At 61.3% G+C, this 17320-nt stretch carries 13 protein-coding genes; 10 read left to right on the top strand and 3 right to left on the bottom strand.

Annotated features, from left to right (window positions below; translation table 11 throughout):
- Positions 1-156: 156 nt before the first annotated feature.
- The 4 genes from CVS27_RS13170 (at position 157) to CVS27_RS13155 (ending at position 7958) form a co-directional block, all read left to right on the top strand.
- Positions 157-1497, top strand: a complete 1341-nt coding sequence (locus CVS27_RS13170) for a glutamine synthetase family protein (protein WP_103466218.1) — start codon at positions 157-159, stop codon at positions 1495-1497.
- A gap of 8 nt (positions 1498-1505) precedes the next feature.
- Positions 1506-4580: a bifunctional [glutamine synthetase] adenylyltransferase/[glutamine synthetase]-adenylyl-L-tyrosine phosphorylase gene (locus CVS27_RS13165; protein WP_103466217.1), complete on the top strand. Its 3075-nt coding sequence runs from the start codon at positions 1506-1508 to the stop codon at positions 4578-4580.
- A 693-nt stretch (positions 4581-5273) separates the two neighbouring features.
- Entirely contained in the window at positions 5274-6512 is a 1239-nt protein-coding gene (locus CVS27_RS13160; protein WP_243400180.1) for a Gfo/Idh/MocA family protein, read from the top strand.
- A 30-nt stretch (positions 6513-6542) separates the two neighbouring features.
- Positions 6543-7958 carry a beta-sandwich domain-containing protein gene (locus tag CVS27_RS13155; RefSeq protein WP_103466215.1) on the top strand — a complete coding sequence of 472 codons (1416 nt, stop codon included), beginning with the start codon at positions 6543-6545 and terminating at the stop codon, positions 7956-7958.
- A gap of 128 nt (positions 7959-8086) precedes the next feature.
- Here the strand turns inward: CVS27_RS13155 and CVS27_RS13150 are convergent, their stop codons facing one another.
- Positions 8087-9574 carry an arylsulfatase gene (locus CVS27_RS13150; protein ID WP_103466214.1) on the bottom strand — a complete coding sequence of 496 codons (1488 nt, stop codon included), beginning with the start codon at positions 9572-9574 and terminating at the stop codon, positions 8087-8089.
- Positions 9575-9878: 304 nt separating this feature from the next.
- On the opposite strand from CVS27_RS13150, the gene CVS27_RS13145 reads away from it, so the two are divergent.
- From CVS27_RS13145 to CVS27_RS13125, 5 genes are all read left to right on the top strand, one after another.
- Positions 9879-11309 (top strand): amino acid ABC transporter substrate-binding protein/permease, encoded by a 1431-nt coding sequence (locus CVS27_RS13145; protein WP_103466321.1) that lies wholly within the window; start codon positions 9879-9881, stop codon positions 11307-11309.
- Complete coding sequence (locus tag CVS27_RS13140; protein ID WP_103466213.1) at positions 11306-12058, top strand: amino acid ABC transporter ATP-binding protein; 753 nt, start codon at positions 11306-11308, stop codon at positions 12056-12058. The genes CVS27_RS13145 and CVS27_RS13140 overlap by 4 nt, the downstream gene beginning before the upstream one ends.
- A 95-nt stretch (positions 12059-12153) precedes the next feature.
- Complete coding sequence (locus CVS27_RS13135) at positions 12154-13065, top strand: glutaminase (RefSeq protein ID WP_103466212.1); 912 nt, start codon at positions 12154-12156, stop codon at positions 13063-13065.
- A gap of 67 nt (positions 13066-13132) precedes the next feature.
- Positions 13133-13669 (top strand): GNAT family N-acetyltransferase, encoded by a 537-nt coding sequence (locus tag CVS27_RS13130; RefSeq protein WP_103466211.1) that lies wholly within the window; start codon positions 13133-13135, stop codon positions 13667-13669.
- A 74-nt stretch (positions 13670-13743) separates the two neighbouring features.
- A complete protein-coding gene (locus CVS27_RS13125) occupies positions 13744-13944 on the top strand; it encodes a transcriptional regulator (RefSeq protein ID WP_103466210.1) in 201 nt (66 codons plus the stop codon).
- Between the two features lie 250 nt (positions 13945-14194).
- Here the strand turns inward: CVS27_RS13125 and glnA are convergent, their stop codons facing one another.
- On the bottom strand, positions 14195-15619 hold the full coding sequence (gene glnA / locus CVS27_RS13120; RefSeq protein WP_103466209.1) for a type I glutamate--ammonia ligase: 1425 nt from the start codon (positions 15617-15619) through the stop codon (positions 14195-14197).
- A 178-nt stretch (positions 15620-15797) separates the two neighbouring features.
- Here glnA and CVS27_RS13115 point away from each other — a divergent pair, with 178 nt between their 5' ends.
- Entirely contained in the window at positions 15798-16235 is a 438-nt protein-coding gene (locus tag CVS27_RS13115) for an RDD family protein (protein WP_103466208.1), read from the top strand.
- Between the two features lie 204 nt (positions 16236-16439).
- On the opposite strand, the gene CVS27_RS13110 is transcribed toward CVS27_RS13115, so the two are convergent.
- Entirely contained in the window at positions 16440-17204 is a 765-nt protein-coding gene (locus CVS27_RS13110) for a DUF4191 domain-containing protein (protein ID WP_103466207.1), read from the bottom strand.
- Positions 17205-17320 lie beyond the last annotated feature (116 nt).

The following is a 17320-nucleotide window of genomic DNA, read 5'->3' as shown; positions in this document are numbered from 1 at the left end:
GCTTATTACGAGTCGGGGCTCGAATTGAGCAAACGGGGGCGCAGTCCTTAGTAGAGTATGCACTGCGGGCAACATACGTGCCCGCTAACCCGTTCGCTGCGGGCCGGCTCTCCGGTGTGCTGCTGTGCGAGAGTTCAAGAGGGAAGAGGCACATACGTGGACCGTCAGCAGGAATTTGTGTTGCGCACCATCGAAGAGCGCGACGTGCGGTTTGTGCGCCTGTGGTTCACCGACGTGGTGGGCAGCTTGAAATCGGTGGCCCTGGCTCCGGCCGAAGTGGAGGGCGCCTTCGAGGAGGGCCTGGGCTTTGACGGCTCAGCCATTGAAGGCCTGGCCCGTGTCTTTGAATCGGACATGCTGGCACAGCCGGATCCGTCCACCTTCCAGATCCTGCCCTGGCGCGGTGCCACCGAGCAGACCTCACGCATGTTTTGCGATGTTCTGACGCCCGACGGCGAACCCTCCGCAGCTGACCCGCGCAACGTGCTCAAGCGCACCCTGGCGAAAGCCGCGGACATGGGCTTCACCTGCTACACCCACCCGGAGATTGAGTTTTACCTGCTCAAATCGGACCGGCCGGGACCCGACGGCGTCCCCGTCCCCGTGGACCAGGCCGGCTACTTTGACCATGTTCCAGGGGGTGTGGCCCAAGACTTCCGCCGCACGGCCGTGACCATGCTCGAGGATGTGGGCATCTCCGTGGAGTTCAGCCACCACGAAGGCGGGCCCGGGCAAAACGAGATTGACCTGCGCTACGCGGATGCCCTGCAGACGGCCGACAACATCATGACCTTCCGCACAGTCATCCGCGAGGTGGCCATCCAGCAGGGCACCTACGCCACGTTCATGCCCAAGCCGTTCTCCGACCACCCGGGTTCGGGCATGCACACACACTTTTCCCTGTTTGAGGGCGACAGCAACGCCTTCCACGAACCAGGTGCCGAGTACCAGCTGTCCAAAACGGCGCGGCAGTTCATGGCGGGCATTCTCAAGCACGCCCCCGAATTCACGGCCGTCACCAATCAGTTTGTGAACTCCTACAAGCGACTCTGGGGTGGGGGAGAAGCCCCCAGCTACGTATCGTGGGGCCACAACAACCGCTCCGCCCTGATGCGGGTTCCGCTGTACAAGCCGGGCAAGGGCCAGGCCGCGCGCTTGGAATACCGGGGCATTGACTCCGCAGCCAACCCCTACCTGGCTTACGCGGTGCTGCTGGGTGCCGGCTTGAAGGGGATCGAGGAAGGCTACGAGCTGCCGCCGGCCGCCGTGGAAGACGTCAGCCTGCTCACGAGTGCCGAACGCCGGCTAATGGGACACCATCCATTGCCATCCAGCCTGCACGACGCCGTACGCCAGATGGAGGATTCCGAACTCATGCCGGAGATCCTGGGCGAGCAGGTGTTTGAAAACTTCCTGCGCAACAAGCGCGACGAATGGCAGGAATACAGGCTGCAGGTCACCCCGTACGAGATCAACCGCTACCTGGGGATACTCTAAGTCCTGCCATGAGCTCGCTCACCCGCACCCTGATCTCCCGTGGCTTCTCCGACCTGGAAAAATGTGAAAGGTTCCTGGGTTTTGCCGAACTGGCTGACCTGGACCAAACACAATTGCTGGAGGCACTCGCTGTTGCCGACAACCCCGATCTGGCGCTGCAATCGTTGGTGAGGCTGCTCAGTGCAGTCCCCGAAAGCCGTGACAAGCTCCGTGTTCTGGACCCATCCTCAGGCCGGTGGGTTTCCAATGAGCCCATGTTCAGGCTTTTGGGTGCCTCGGAGGCCATGGCGGATTTCCTGATGAGGCATCCGGAGCATCTTGATGTTTTGGACGCTGCCCCCTCCCCGGAACCCGTGGCCGTTCCTGCGCAGCATTTCCAGGCGTCGCTGCTGCGTGCCGTTGGTGCCGAGCCGTCCTCGAGCATGCCAATAGCGGCCTTGGGTGGCACGGAGGCGCGGATAGCCTTGCGGACGGCGTACCGGCGGCACTTGTGTGAATTGGCCATGCGGGATCTTGCTGCCGCGTCACCCCAGGCTGTCATGCCGCTGGTTGGGGCGGAGCTGGCGGACTTGGCTTCAGCAGCCCTGGACGCTGCGCTGGCCGTTGCCCGGCACGAAGTAGGCGCCGCCATGGGGGACGAGCTGGTGGCCCGGGTTCGCTTGGCCGTTGTGGGCATGGGCAAGTGCGGGGCGCGGGAATTGAACTACATTTCCGACGTCGATGTCATGTACGTCATTGGCATCAGCAACCCGCCAGGGCTGGGCGACGTCATGCAGGCTGACACCGTGGACGAGGCGCGGGCCGTCACAGTGGGCAATGCCCTGGCGGGTGCTGTCTCGAAGATCATTTACGCCCCCGAACGCGAGCCCGGCTTGTGGGAGGTTGATGCGAATCTGCGTCCCGAGGGCAAGGACGGCCCGTTGGTGCGCACCCTGGATTCTTTCCTGGCGTACTACCACCGCTGGGCGCAGAGCTGGGAGTTCCAGGCACTGCTCAAGTCCCGGGCAATCGCCGGGGACCAGGCCCTGGGCTTGGAGTTTGAAGAAGCGGTCTCACCCCTGATCTGGGCCTCCTCCGAACGTGAGGGTTTTGTGGAGTCGGTGCAATCCATGCGCCGCCGCGTCACGGCAAATATTCGTGATGCCGACGCCGGCCGCCAGATCAAGCTGGGCAGGGGCGGCCTGCGGGATGTTGAATTCACTGTTCAGCTGCTGCAGCTGGTTCACGGAAAGACCGATCCGCGCATCCGCGTCCCGGCCACCACGGCCGCCATCAAGGCGTTGACCCAGGCCGGCTACATTGGCCGCACGGACGCCGCGAAGCTTCTGGACCACTACACGTATCTGCGCGTTCTGGAGCACCGAATCCAGCTGGTGCAAATGCGCCGCACCCACCTGATGCCCACTGCGCAGGACCAGCTGCGCGCGTTGGCCCGTGCCGTGGCGGGTCCACTGAGCCTCAAGCGGCCCAGTGCCGACTCTTTGCTGGAGGAGTGGGCCAAGGTCAAGCGCTCAGTGAGTTCCCTGCACGAGCGGATTTTCTACCACCCCATTTTGGCTTCCGCAGCGCATCTGAGTGTTGAGGACGCAACCCTGACCACGGATGCGGCCAAGGCCAGACTTGCTGCCCTCGGCTACCGGGACGCAGCGGGGGCCGCGCGGCACATTGCGGCCTTGACAGCCGGTGTCAGCCGCCGTGCTGCCCTGCAGCGTCAGCTGCTGCCAGTCCTCCTGGGCTGGTTGGCCGACGGCGTGGATCCCGACGCCGGATTGCTCGCGTTCCGCCGCGTGAGCGACGCGCTGGGAACTTCACACTGGTACCTGGGCATGCTGCGTGACCACCAGGCCGCGGCCGAGCGACTGTGCCATCTGCTGTCCAGTTCACGGCTGGTGTCTGATTTGCTGGAAGTCTCCCCGGAGGCCACGGCGTGGCTGGGCAATGATAAGGAATTGCTGCCGCAGACTTTCGAGCAGCAGTGGAGCGAAATTCAGGCCACCATTTCACGCCACACTGAATCCACGGATGCCATCCGGCTCATCCGCCTCATCAGGCAGCGTGAAATTTTGCGCGTTGCCATCGCCGACAGCTGCGGGCTACTGAGCCAGGAAGCCGTCGCCGAGGCTCTCAGCGACGTTGACAGGGCGGCGGTTCTTGGGGCCCTCATGGTGGCCGAGGCCGCGGTCTATGCAGGAGCCGAGGTGCTCACGCAGGTACTGGTGGTGGCCATGGGCCGCCAAGGTGGGCGGGAGATTGGCTACGGTTCCGACGCCGACGTGCTGTTTGTGCACCGGCCACTTGAAGGGCTGGCTCCGGAGCTGGCGGGGGAGGCGACCGCGCAGGCCAAGGCGATCGTCCAAAAGATGACAGCTCTGCTGACAGCTCCCGTGCGTCCTGCCATCCAAGCCGAACGGGTGCTGAAGGTGGACGCGGACCTGCGCCCCGAGGGACGCAACGGTCCGCTGGTCCGCTCCTTGGCGGCCTACCAGGAGTACTACACGCGCTGGTCCTCAGCCTGGGAGGCGCAGGCGTTGTTGCGTGCACGGCCCATGGCAGGGTCGGATGATTTGGCGCGTGAGTTTGTCGCCATGGCCGATCCCATCCGATACCCGCTGGTGTTGAGTGAGTCTGACCTGCGCGAGATCAAGCGCATCAAGGCCCGAATGGAATCCGAACGGCTGCCACGGGGTGCCGATCCGGCCAGACACGTTAAACTGGGCCGCGGGGGTCTGAGCGACGTGGAATGGCTGGTCCAGCTTTGGCAACTCCAACACGCCCATGAGCATGCTGCCCTGCGCACCACTCATACCTTGCCTGCGCTCCATGCCGCCCATGCACTGGGACTGGTGGATGACGCCGACGCCGCACTTTTGGAGGCCGCTTGGCGGTTGGCCGGCAAAATACGCAATGCCAATGTGATGTGGACGGGAAATACCTCCGACCTTTTGCCCCTGGCGCGCCGTGATTTGGAGGCGGTGGCCCGTTGGTGCGGTTATGAGCCGGGCCATGCCGCGGCTTTCGAGGAAGAGTATCTTGGCTTGACTCGTCGTGCCCGAGCTGTTTTTGAGCGCCTCTTCTACGGCTAGTACCGGCGTCCGTGCGCTGACACCCGGGTCATTGGAACCGGGCGTCGCCGCACGTCATGATGACGAAACATCGGATGAAGTTTCACCCAATTTCAATCATTTACACACAATTTGCAGCAGGACTGCGTCGAAAATTGGGCCAATTTCGGCGCTGGACCCGAGGGTAATCACCGCGCTCATCAACTGATCATTGCCTCAGGCAATCATATTCCCTCGGCACTGAATTGCCCGAAAATTTGTCGGGACGCAAAAGTCGCCAAATGCATGGGTTATCCATAACATTCATGTCATTGCCGGAATTCCTTCGCGCCCCGCAAGAATGGCGACCTCGGGGTTCCTGTGCGGAAATGTGTAAAACGCGATGATTGCTTGTGACCGTTAACACTTAGTGACGATCGTGAATTGACAGTCTCGAATCAGCGTTGGAATTATGACTCATATCACTTTGATAAGCATCACTACACCAACCCGGCCCCCTTGAGCAGCTACGCTGCGGGCTGGATTCTTGCAGGAGGATTGCGCATGGTTCAACTATCCACAGCTTCTCGACGAACAGTTCTGGGAGGTGCGCTGGCAACCGGACTTATGGCCGCAATGGCGCCAAACTCCCTGGCAAACAGGAGCGCACAAGTTCGGCCTCCCGGCCAGGAAACAATGATAGGTGTGCCGTTCGAACGGCATCAAAGTGTCCGCGTGGGCATTATCGGCGTCGGAAACCGGGGCAATAGCATGACCATCGGCTGGGCCGCAGTCCCCGGGGCGAAAGTGGTGGCCGTCTGCGATATCCGCAAGGCCCGCGCCACCAACATAGCCAACAGCCTGGTCTCCAAGGGGCGTGAACGCCCCGCCGAATACGGTGGAACCGCCGACTCCTATAAGCAAATGCTCAGCGACATGGACCTGGATTTGGTCTACATCGCCACGCCGTGGGAATTCCACCACGAACAAGGCAAGGCCGCCATGCTGGCGGGCGCCCACGTCATGGTGGAACTGCCCGTGGCCACGGAGCTGGCTGAACTGTGGGATCTGGTCGACACCTCCGAGAAGACCCGCAAGCACCTGATGCTGGCCGAAAACTGCAGCTACGGGCGCAACGAACTCGCCATGCTGAAGATGGCCCACGAGGGTGTCTTTGGTGACGTGACCAACGGCCATGGCGGCTACCTGCACGATCTCCGGGAGCTGCTGTTCGCTGACGGCTACTACACCGACGACTGGCGCCGCAAATGGCACACCCGCAGCACCGCCAGCTTCTACGCCATGCACGGTCTGGCCCCCATAGCGGCAGCCATGGACATCAACCGCGGCGACCGGATGAAAACCCTCTCCGCCACAGCAACACCTCCCAAAGGTCTGGCGGACTACCGTGCCCGCTTTGTGCCCAAGGGCCACAGATCCTGGAACGAGGAATACCTCAACGGAGATCTGGTCACCTGCTTAATTAGCACCGAAAAGGGCCGGATCATCAGGGCCGAACATGATGTCTCCACCCCGCGCCCCTACAGTCGCATCAACAGCCTGGCTGGCAGTCGCGGACTCTTTGAGGACTACGCCGGCGGTGGCAGCACAGGTGCGCGCGTATACCTGGAACCGGACCACGGCGGCCACGCCTGGAAGGACTTTGCTCCGTCCCAGCAAAAAATTGACCACTGGCTTTGGAAAAAGGTGGGTGAGGACGCGGCCGCCAACGGTGGCCACGGCGGCATGGACTACATCCTGCAGTGGCGCACCATCCAGTCCATGCGCACAGGCACCACGGCCGACATCGACGTTTATGATTCAGCGGCGTGGTGTGCTCCGGTACCCTTGAGCGTTTTGTCGCTGGCCGACGGCGGTGCTCCAGTGGAGATCCCCGACTTCACCCGCGGCGGTTGGGTCCGTCCCCGCGTTGGCCTGGATTCAGTTGCCCTCGACATGCCAGCAGTGGTCTAACAATTTATCGCAGGAAGGAGTAACCAAGAAATGAAAAAAATAAGAGCAATCATTGCCATGCTGGCCACCGCGCTGGTATTCGGTGGCGCCATGACAGTTATCAGTACACCGGCAGGTGCAGAAGGCACCAACTCCGCACTGGTCATGAGCATTGCCGAGGTTGGCCTGGAAGGGCCAGCCATTTCCGACATTGTAGTAACCCTGAAAAACACCTCAGCAGCGTCCATGACGGATGTTAAAGTCAAGGTCACAGGACCCATCAACTGGTCGCTGTACCCGGACACCCATACCCTCGCAGCCCCCTTGGCTGCCGGGGCCACCACAACCGTGACCACCGAGATTCACGTGCCCAACAATCCCGCTGGTTCAGTCACACGAAACTTCAGCGCCACGGCCTCCTACGCTGGCGGTGACGGCGTCAAGACCTCCTTCGAAGAGCGCAACCAGTTCTCAGGCCCCGTTCCGGCAACCCTGGCCGAACTGTTCAACAACGTGGGCACCACAACCATTGCCACCCTGGCCCAAGGCAACTACGACGGCGAGAAGAACAGTTTCTCCCGTGAGCGCCTTGCCGAACAGGGCATCACGCCTGGTGCCAAGGTCGCGGCCGCGGGAACGGAATTCACCTGGCCCGCCGCCGCGGCAGGCGCGCCGGACAACGTGACGGGCAGCGGACAGACCTTCAAGTTCGCCGGCCAGGGCAGCAAGCTGGCCTTCCTTGGTGCAGGTGTCGCCAACGGCGCCTCGGGTGAAGCCACAGTGCACTACACCGACGGATCAAGTTCAAAGGGTACCTTTGGTTTCCCGAACTGGGGCTTCCAGGAAGTCACAGCCCACGGTGCCAAACTCGAAAAGACCACCAAGGGTCGCAACACGCCCGCTGGCTACGCAAATGCCGAATTCGACTACCGCCTGTTCAGCAACACCATCGCCATCGATCAGACCAAGACTGTCAGCATGGTGACCCTGCCCAACAACGCCAATATTCACATCTTCGCGATGGCGTTTGTTCCGGCTGTGGTGCTCCCGCCAACAACGGCGCCAGCAACTACGGCTCCGGCAACGACTGCTCCTGCTACGACGGCGCCGGCCACCACGGACCCTACCGTGGCTCCGTCGACTAATCCGACGACGGAGCCTAGCGCCACTACAGTACCCACCACGGCTGCCCCAACCATGCCGCCGGTGACCAGCGTTCCCCCTACAGTGCCGGACTCAACCACTGTGCCCCCCACGGTGCCGGGTGCAGGCACGGCCCCTCCGGCGGTAACCACCACGGCCACAGCACCGAAGCCCAGCGGTATCACAGCTGCTGGCGCTGAACTGTCCGAGACCGGAACCAACAGTGCTCCGCTGATCGGCGTGGCAGGCTTGCTGCTGGTGGGTGGACTTGCCATGACTGCCATGACAGTTATGCGCCGACGCCACCGCGCCAGCCACAGCTAGCGCAGAGGCCTGGCCGGAGATCACGGCCAAGCAGGACAGTGCCGCGCCCGTCCCCGCTTTTCGCACCCGTCCCTACGGGTGCGAAAAGCGGGGACGGGCGCGGCTGCTTTAACTTTCCGGACACACCACTAGGACTTCACGAGCGCGCGGGCGTGGGCCAGCATGGTGACAACAGCGGCGCCCTTCACCAAGTCGCCGTCGTGCACAAAACCCTCCTCACGTCCCGTGAGATCGGCAATGAGCCTGCCTTTCCACAGGGCCAACAAGCTGGCATGTTCTGGCAGCGGTGCAAGGTTGTGCATCTCCCCGGGATCGGCGTCGAGGTCAAAGAGTTCTTCCGTGCCCCAGCCGGACGCCCACAAGTACTTGATGTGGCCGTCAGTGACCCACTGCAGCGACTGGCCAAAGTAGACGTGCTCCCCGTGCAGCCAGTCACGCCACGGCTCAGGCTCAGGTGTGCCGGCGGGGGGTTCGCGCACAAAGCGTGCCAATGACTTCCCGTCACAGGATTCCGGCACCGGGACGCCGGCCAGCTCCAGCAGGGTGGGCATGATGTCGCGCAGTTCCACCACCTCATCCACCACGCCGCCACGCTTCGCAGCAGGATCATTGGGTGCGGGAGTCACAATGAACGGCACCCGCGCGGAACCCTCGAAGCCCACGGCCTTGCGGTAAAAGTCGTGGTCGCCCAGCATTTCACCGTGGTCGGAGGTGAAGGCGATGATGGTGTCATCGGCCAGGTCAAAGTCGTACAGAGCCTCAAAGAGCCGCATGAGCTGCATGTCGATCTGCGTCATGAGCCCGTAGTAGCCGGCCCGGGCCCGGTGGGTCACGGCCTCGGACAGGGTGCCGAAAGCCAACTGGTGGTTACCGTCCGTGCGCACCGACTCGTAGTGGTGCTCCCAATCGCCCAGCCGCCGCTTGAAGGCCGGCAGGTCCAGGTACATGTCCATGGCCCACGACGGCGGATCGTACGGCGGGTGCGGGCGGTGGAAGGAAAGGTACAAGAAGAAGGGAACTGTGGGGTCCCGCCGGTACAGCCATTCCACGGCTTGGGAGCCCGTCCATGAGGTGGGGTGCAGGCGCTCGGCCTTATCCCATGGCCTGGCCACGGTGGAATTGCAGCCGACCCCATGGTCAAAGTACTCCTCATCGGCGGTCACACCGGGCTGACGGCGCAGCCACGGGACGTAGTCGTCAAAAAACTTAAAGTCCCGGCGATGTTGTTTGCGGGCAAAGTGCAAGAATCCGTCGTGCAGCATCACATCGTCAAAACCAACCCGGTTGCGCTCCGGGTAGACATGCAGCTTGCCAATGGCCTGGGTCTGGTACCCGGCCTTGCCGAACTCGCCAGCGAGCGTGACTGGGTGGACGTCGTCGAACTTCACGCCTTCCTGATAGCCCACCCGGCCGTGACGTTCCTGGGACTGGCCGGTAAACAAGGCCACCCGGGCTGGGACGCAGGTGGGGGTGGCGGAGTATGCGTGCCGGAACCGTGTTCCCTTGGCGGCCAGCTCATCCAGGTGTGGCGTTTGAACATGCGGGTGACCCTCCGCGCCCAAGCAATCGCCACGCCACTCATCGACACAGATCAGTATCACATTGGGCCTATTCATGTGCTTCTTTCTCTTGGCGGCAACGGCTGCAGGGGGAGAAGTAACTCAAACCACATCCACAATACTCGAGATGTTCGTCTTGATTGCTGAACTCAGCTGGTACAAAGGTGGGTGTAAATGGTAGGAACAGTGGCCTTCGTCTCGCATGATTTCGCTAAAGGCTGTAACGTCGAGGGGTACTTGATTCGGCCCAGGAGGGGCGAAGAACCGTTGTAAGGGAAAATTAATGCGAAAGCTACCACCCATACGGCGGCGTAGAGGCGGCTCATTTGCCGCTCTCGCCGCCTTTTTTACTGTTGTCATCATGTTCTTCGGAATGGGCGGCGCGACAGCGCTGAGCATGCCGGCTCCGGCCAGCGCAGTCTCGGCCGGCGTCCAGGCCGCCGATGTCAATGGTAAGACGTTCGCGATTGCCACCGACACCACGTTTGCGCCGTTTGAGTTCCGTGATGGCAGTGGCGAACTGGTGGGCATTGACATGGACCTGATCCGTGCCATTGCCAAGGATCAAGGCTTCGAGGTTGACATCAAGTCCCTCGGCTTTGACGCAGCGTTGCAGGCATTGCAGTCCAACCAGGTGGCTGGCGTCATTGCCGGCATGTCCATCACTGACGAGCGCAAGAAGATCTTTGACTTCTCCGCCCCGTACTTTGACTCCGGCGTCCAGATGGCTGTTGCCAAGAATGACCAGGACATCAAGTCCTACGAGGGACTGACAGGCAAGACCGTAACAGCCAAGCGTGGCAGTGAAGGCGAAACGTTCGCCAACTCCATCAAGGACCAGTACGGCTTCAAGGTCAAGGCCCTTGCTGATTCCGCGACGATGTACGACGACGTCAAGGCCGGCAATTCTGTGGCCGTCTTTGACGACTACCCGGTGCTCGCTTACGGTGTCAGCCAGAACAACGGCCTGAAGATTGTTACCGAGAAGGAACAGGGAAGCTCCTACGGCTTCGCCGTCAACAAGGGTGCCAATGCGGACCTCCTGACGGCCTTCGATGCTGGCCTGGCCAATCTGAAGGCCAATGGCGAATACGACAAGATCCTGGACAAGTACCTGGCCAAGGCTGAGTCCACGGAGCAAGGCGGCTTCTTCGAGTTGGTCAAGGACAGCTTCCCGGCCCTCATGAAGGGCCTGTGGCTGACCATTGTTGCCACGGTTCTTTCGCTGGCCGTCGCCCTGGTATTGGGTGTTCTCTTTGGTTTCTTCAAGGTCTCCGAAAGCAAGATTCTGCGTGGCGTTGCCACCACCTATGTGGCCATTTTCCGTGGCACGCCGCTGCTGGTTCAGGCCTTCTTCTTCTACTTTGGCCTGCCGCAGATGACCGGTCAGCCCATCGATGTTCTCACCGCCGGTGTGCTCACCTTGAGCCTCAACGCCGGTGCCTACATGACGGAAATTGTCCGTGGCGGCATCCAGTCGGTGGATCCTGGCCAGCTGGAAGCCAGCCGCAGCCTGGGCTTGAGCTACGTCACCTCCATGCGCCGGGTAGTGGTTCCGCAGGCGATCAAGATCATGACGCCGTCGTTCATCAACCAGTTCGTCATCACCTTGAAGGACACCTCCTTGCTGGCCGTCATTGGCTTCGCGGAGCTGACCTACCAGGGCCAGCAGATCTACGCGTCCAACTTCCGTACGGGTGAAACACTGCTGATCGTGGCAGCCCTGTACTTCATTGTGATCACCGCCTTGACCCAGCTTTCCAACGTCCTGGACAGGAAGTTCAACAAATGAGCGCAACCGCAACTGACAAGTCCGCAAAGATCAGTGTCCGCGGCCTGAAGAAGTCATTTGGCTCCAACGAGGTGCTCAAGGGCCTGGACGTTGACGTTGCCGAGGGCGAGGTGGTGTGCGTCATTGGCCCCTCAGGATCGGGCAAGTCAACGTTCCTGCGTTGCTTGAACAAGCTGGAAGACATCACCGCCGGCACCGTCACTGTCAACGGCTTTGACCTGACGGACGCCAAGGTTGATTTGAACACTGTCCGCCAAAACATTGGCATGGTGTTCCAGCACTTCAACCTGTTCCCGCACATGAGCGTCATCCAAAACATCATGCTGGCTCCGGTTGAGCTGAAAAAGCTGGACAAGGCCGGTGCCCGCGAAAAGGCCATGGAACTGTTGCGGCGCGTGGGTCTGGCTGAGAAGGCTGACGCCCGTCCGGCGTCGCTCTCGGGCGGCCAGAAGCAGCGTGTGGCGATTGCCCGCGCGCTGGCCATGAACCCCGGCATCATGCTCTTCGACGAGGCCACCAGTGCACTGGACCCCGAAATGGTGGGTGAGGTGCTGCAGGTGATCCGCGACCTCGCCGCCGAGGGCATGACCATGGTTGTAGTGACCCACGAGATGGGCTTTGCCCGCGAAGTTGCCGACCGCGTCATCTTCATGGATGCAGGGTACATTTGCGAGGAAGGCACCCCCGAGGCCATCTTCAGCAATGCTCAGCAGCCGCGTTTGCAGGAATTCCTCGCGAAAGTCCTCTAAAGCGCTGTGAGGGGTGGCCGGCCTGGGGGCTGGCCACCCTTTCTGTTTAAGTTTTCAATGGCCCACGCCGGCCCAAGAGTAAAGGAGCGTACGTCATGGATCTGCAAGGCATCCTTGAAGACATTGTTACCCACGTTGCGCCGCTGTGCCGTCAGGGTGAGGTTGCCTCCTACATTCCCAGTCTTGGCGTTGTTTCGCCGGACAATTTTGGCATTTGTGTGGCCACGGCTGACGGTGCGATTTACGGTGCGGGGGACTGGCGCAAGCCCTTCTCGATCCAAAGTATTTCCAAAGTTTTTTCGCTGGCACTGGTGATGTCGTACGACTACGACTCCATTTGGAAGCGTGTGTTCCGTGAACCCTCCGGGACCCCCTTTAACTCGATGATCCAGCTGGAAGCTGACCGCGGCATTCCGCGAAATCCTTTCATCAATGCCGGCGCCCTGGTCGTCACGGACAGGCTGCTGACGTTGACGGGGGATGCGGCCGGAGCTGTGCGCGGACTCTTGCGGCAGGAGGCAGGGAACCCGTCCATCGACGTCGATGCCGAGGTGGCAGCCTCCGAAGCCGACCATGGGCACCGCAACGCGGCCATGGCCCATCTGTTGGCAAGCTACGGGAACCTGGAAAATCCCGTTGAGGACGTCCTGGCCAACTACTTTGCCCAGTGTGCCCTGGAGCTGTGCTGCGAGGACCTGGCCAAGGCGGCGCTGTTCCTGGCCCGCGACGGCGTGTCAGCCGGTGGGAGCCCGTTCCTGCAGCCCAGCCAGAGCAAGCGTGTCAACGCCGTCATGCTGACCTGTGGCACCTATGACGCCGCGGGGGAGTTCGCCTACCGTGTGGGCCTGCCCGGCAAGAGCGGGGTGGGCGGCGGCATCGTTGCCGTTGTGCCCGGACGCTGCGTTGTCACAGTCTGGGGTCCCTCGCTAGGCCCCAACGGCAACTCGGTGGCGGGCATGGCGGCCCTGGATGAGTTCACCGCGAAGACCGGCTGGTCGATCTTCTAGGCGCTTGCTGTGAGTGCCCGGCGGCTTCTCCAGCGCCAAGTGTCCTAGCGTACAGAGAGGCTTTTCCATGACGAATTCTTCGCCGACCGTGGTGTTGGTTGCTTTGAAATTTGCGCCTGAAGCCCAGCGGGACGCCTTGCGGAACGGCATCGCCCGGCTCGAATTGGCTCTCGGTCAGGAGGTATTTGTGGGCAACCCGTTGCAGATGACGCAGGTGGCGTTGGACGATCCAGCACGCCATCCCTTCGCTGTCGTGTCTACAGGAATGGATGTGCGGGTTATCGGCATGGGTATTCTGCACGTTGGTGCGGCTACCGATGCCGGATGGCCGGACGCGCAGGGTGCCGTGCTGCTACGCGGGTTCCTCGTGGATCACCGCCAGCAGGGTCAAGGGTACGGCAGCGCGGCGACCATGGCCGCCGTCGAACTGGCGCGGGAATTGACGAGTGCGCTCCAGCTGCCAGCCAAGGGTGTGGTGTTGGGAGTCAGCGTGGACAACAGGGTGGCCCATGACGCCTACTTGAGGGCCGGGTTTGCGGTCAAGGGACGTTTTCTGGGAGGTCGGTCCGGGCCTCAACACATAATGTACAGCCCGTTCTCATAGCTCCTGAGCACCCACGTCAACATTAGTTGACGGCACTGGCGGCGTCAACTAATGTTGACGGTGGAGGTATTGCGATGAAGACACTGGTTGGCAATATGGATGGAATGGGCCCAGCTGAGGCCTTGTATGCGGTTGCGCAATGGCGCAAGGAGCTGGCCCGGACTGAATCCGAGATGGTGGCGCGGGCGCGGGCGGCAGGGCTCTCCTGGGAGGCAGTCGCCTTGTGCCTGGGCGTGAGCAAGCAGGCTGTTCACAAGAAGTATGGGAAGCGTTAGTCCCCACACCCTCCCACCGCTCGCAAGCTCGTGGCGGGACCCTCGGGCGCGTGGGCCCAACCACGCCGTGCCACCTGATCGCAAGCTCGCGGCGGGACCCTCGGGCGCGTGGGCCCAACCACGCCGTGCCGCCGTCGTGCACTTAAACAGTGACGGCGTGCAAAACTGGCGGGGACGCATGAAATTTCATGGGTCCCCGCCAGTTTTGCACGCCGTCACATGGAGCCGGCCTCAGGCCGGCGTGTGTGGCTTAGCAGCCGTAGTACAGCTCGAACTCGTACGGGTTCGGGCGCAGTGAGAGCGGCTTGATCTCGTATTCGCGCTTGTAGTCGATCCAAGTGTCAATCAGGTCCTGGGTGAACACGCCACCGGCCTGCAGGAACTCGTTGTCGTTCTCCAAGGCGATCAGTGCCTCTTCGAGGGACTCGGGAGCCTTGGGGATGTCCTTGGCTTCCTCCGGAGGCAGCTCGTACAGGTCCTTGTCGATGGGAGCCGGGGGTTCGATCCGGTTCTTGATACCGTCAAGGCCGGCCATCAGCTGAGCTGAGAAGGCCAGGTACGGGTTGGAGGAGGGGTCCGGTGCGCGGAACTCGAGGCGCTTGGCCTTCGGGTTGGAACCCGTGATCGGGATGCGGATACCGGCTGAGCGGTTGCCCTGCGAGTACACCATGTTCACGGGGGCTTCGAAGCCCTTGACCAAGCGGCGGTAGGAGTTCACCGTCGGGTTGGTGAAAGCCAACACAGCGGAGGAGTGCTTGAGCAAGCCACCAATGTACCAGCGAGCCATGTCGGACAGGCCAGCGTAGCCCTTCTCGTCGTAGAACAACGGAACGCCGTTGCTCCACAATGACTGGTGGCAGTGCATGCCTGAGCCGTTGTCGCCGAAGACGGGCTTGGGCATGAACGTTACAGACTTGCCCCAGGCCCAGGCGGTGTTCTTGATGACGTACTTGAACTTCTGCAGGTCATCGGCTGAGTGAACCAGGGTGTTGAACTTGTAGTTGATTTCAGCCTGGCCGGCTGCGCCAACCTCGTGGTGTGAGCGCTCAACTTCAAGGCCGGCAGCGTCCAGTTCGATGCACATGGCATCGCGCAGGTCGGCCTGGTGGTCAATGGGTGCAACCGGGAAGTAGCCGCCCTTGACGGGGGTCTTGTAACCGAGGTTGCCACCCTCTTCCGGTCGGCCCGTGTTCCAGTTGGCCTCTTCGGAGTCGATCTTGTAGAAAGATCCCTGCGGTGAGGACTCGTACTGGATGTTGTCGAAGACAAAGAATTCGGCTTCTGCGCCGAAGAAAGCGGTGTCGGCGATGCCAGTGGAGGCGAGGTAGGCCTCAGCCTTTTCGGCAACGCCGCGCGGGTCGCGGTGGTACGGGTCTCCCGTGCGCGGGTTGACGATCGAGAAGTTCAACGCGAGGGTCTTCTCCAGGCGGAACGTGTCAACAAAAGCTGTGGTGGGGTCCGGGATGAGCTGCATGTCGGATTCGGCGATGCCCTGGAAGCCGCGGATGGAGGAACCATCAAAGAGCTGGCCGTTGACGAAGAAGTCAAGGTCTACAGTCTTGGCGGGCACGTTGAAGTGCTGCTGGACGCCGGGCAGGTCGGTGAATCGAATATCCACGAATTTTACATCTTCGTCCTTGATGAACTGAAGTACTTCTTCCGCGTTCTTGAACATCTACGCTCCTTGGCGCTGGGGGTTTTGGCCGGCTGGGTGCGGCCATGGTGCATGTGCAACTGACATAAGACTAGAACCGTGCTATTTCTCGTCCGTGTCCGAATTGTTTCCGGCACGTTACACGCACTCCTAGATCCTGCTGTGTTCGGCATCAAGCTGGCGCCGGTAGGCTGGGGGAGTGGTAGAACGTAAAGACATAGGTTCTTGGCTCAGTGGGCCGGACACTTCCAATATATCCAAATTCCCCGGCGAACGCTTAGGTTTGCCCGAATCCGGGCGCGGCTCCATGGCCCGTGCCGGGCGCCGCATCATCGCGCTCTGCATTGACTGGGGCCTGTCCTATCTCATTGCGGCGGCCTTCTTTGACGGCCACCCCAATGCGATTCTGACCATTTTCGCGGCAGAACAAATACTGCTGGTTGGCACGCTTGGCTACAGCATTGGACACAGGATCATGGGCATCCAGGTCATGAGGCTCGACGGCGGCCCGCCCGGTCTGCTGGCAGGCATGGTTCGTGCCTTGCTGCTGTGCTTGGTGATTCCAGTGATCATTGTTGACGCCGATCACCGTGGTCTGCACGACAAGGCCATGAAAACTATTTTGGTCCGTCGCTAGCCTGGCACGGTGATGTCTTGAGTTGAAACTACAGCTGATGTGGGTCCCGGAGCCTGAGACCCGCATCAGCTGCGGTTTCGAAGTGGGTGGCACGAGTCGGGGTTGCTTGGCAGGACCACCGGAACTAGAAATGACAATGGCCCGGCAGGAAAACCTGCCGGGCCATTCTTTGTCACTGACTAACCTAGATATTGCTTGGGCGCCTTAGCGTCCGCGCGATGCCTTGCGGTCAGGTCGGGCCTTGTAAGGGTCAATGCCCTTGGGGATGGGGAGCTTGGTTCCCATGGAGGCGATGCGCTTGTTGACTGCGCTGACCTCAATTTTGGTCAGTTCATTCTTGAGCTTGTTCATCTTCTTGGTGATCTGGGCGATCGGGACCTGGCCTTCGCCCTTGCCCGTCTCGATAACCGTGATGGTGACGTTGGGCAGAATCCTGCTCAAACGGCGTCGTTCTGCATCAACAAGACCCTTCACACGAGCGGAGGGCCCCTCAGTCACCAGAACAATACCGGGACGGCCAATGGCACGGAACACCACATCTTGGGTGCGCGGGTTCACCGAGGCAGGCTGCTCGTCAAAGATCCAGCCTCGCTTCAGCGAGCTCAGTGCGGCACCGGCAGCACCGGGCTTGCCCTCGATCTGTGAATACGCCGCACGCTCGGCGCGGCGCGACATGATCAGCAGTGCACACAGCAGACCCAGCGGGATGCCGATCAGCAGGCCCGTGATCCAGTTGTTGAACAGGAAGCCAACAAGCAGGCTGAGGGCGATCGGACCCAAGAAAGCACCCAACATCAGCCACGTGACCATGGGGTCGTGGCGGCGGGTCATCTTGAAGATGTCCACCATTTGCTTGATGCGGCTGGGCTTCTTCGTCTTCTTCGGCTTGTCAGCCTTGGGGCTACGAGAAAAGAGGGAACGCTTGGGTTGTTCAGCGTCTGTCTGTGAGAAGTCAGTGGTTTTGGCCATAGTAAGTCAATTCTAGCGGGTAAACGGAGGAATTATTGTGCTGTTATGAGTGAGGCTGCTTCTTGGCGGGTGTGGCCGGAGTCTTCGATGCCTTCGGCGATGTGGGCGAGGTGTTC

Origin of the sequence: Arthrobacter glacialis (assembly GCF_002909445.1) — a bacterium.
GTDB classification, from domain to species: Bacteria; Actinomycetota; Actinomycetes; order Actinomycetales; family Micrococcaceae; genus Specibacter; species Specibacter glacialis.
The sequence above is the reverse complement of the archived record's forward strand: the minus strand, read 5'-3'. Positions and strand labels throughout refer to the sequence as shown.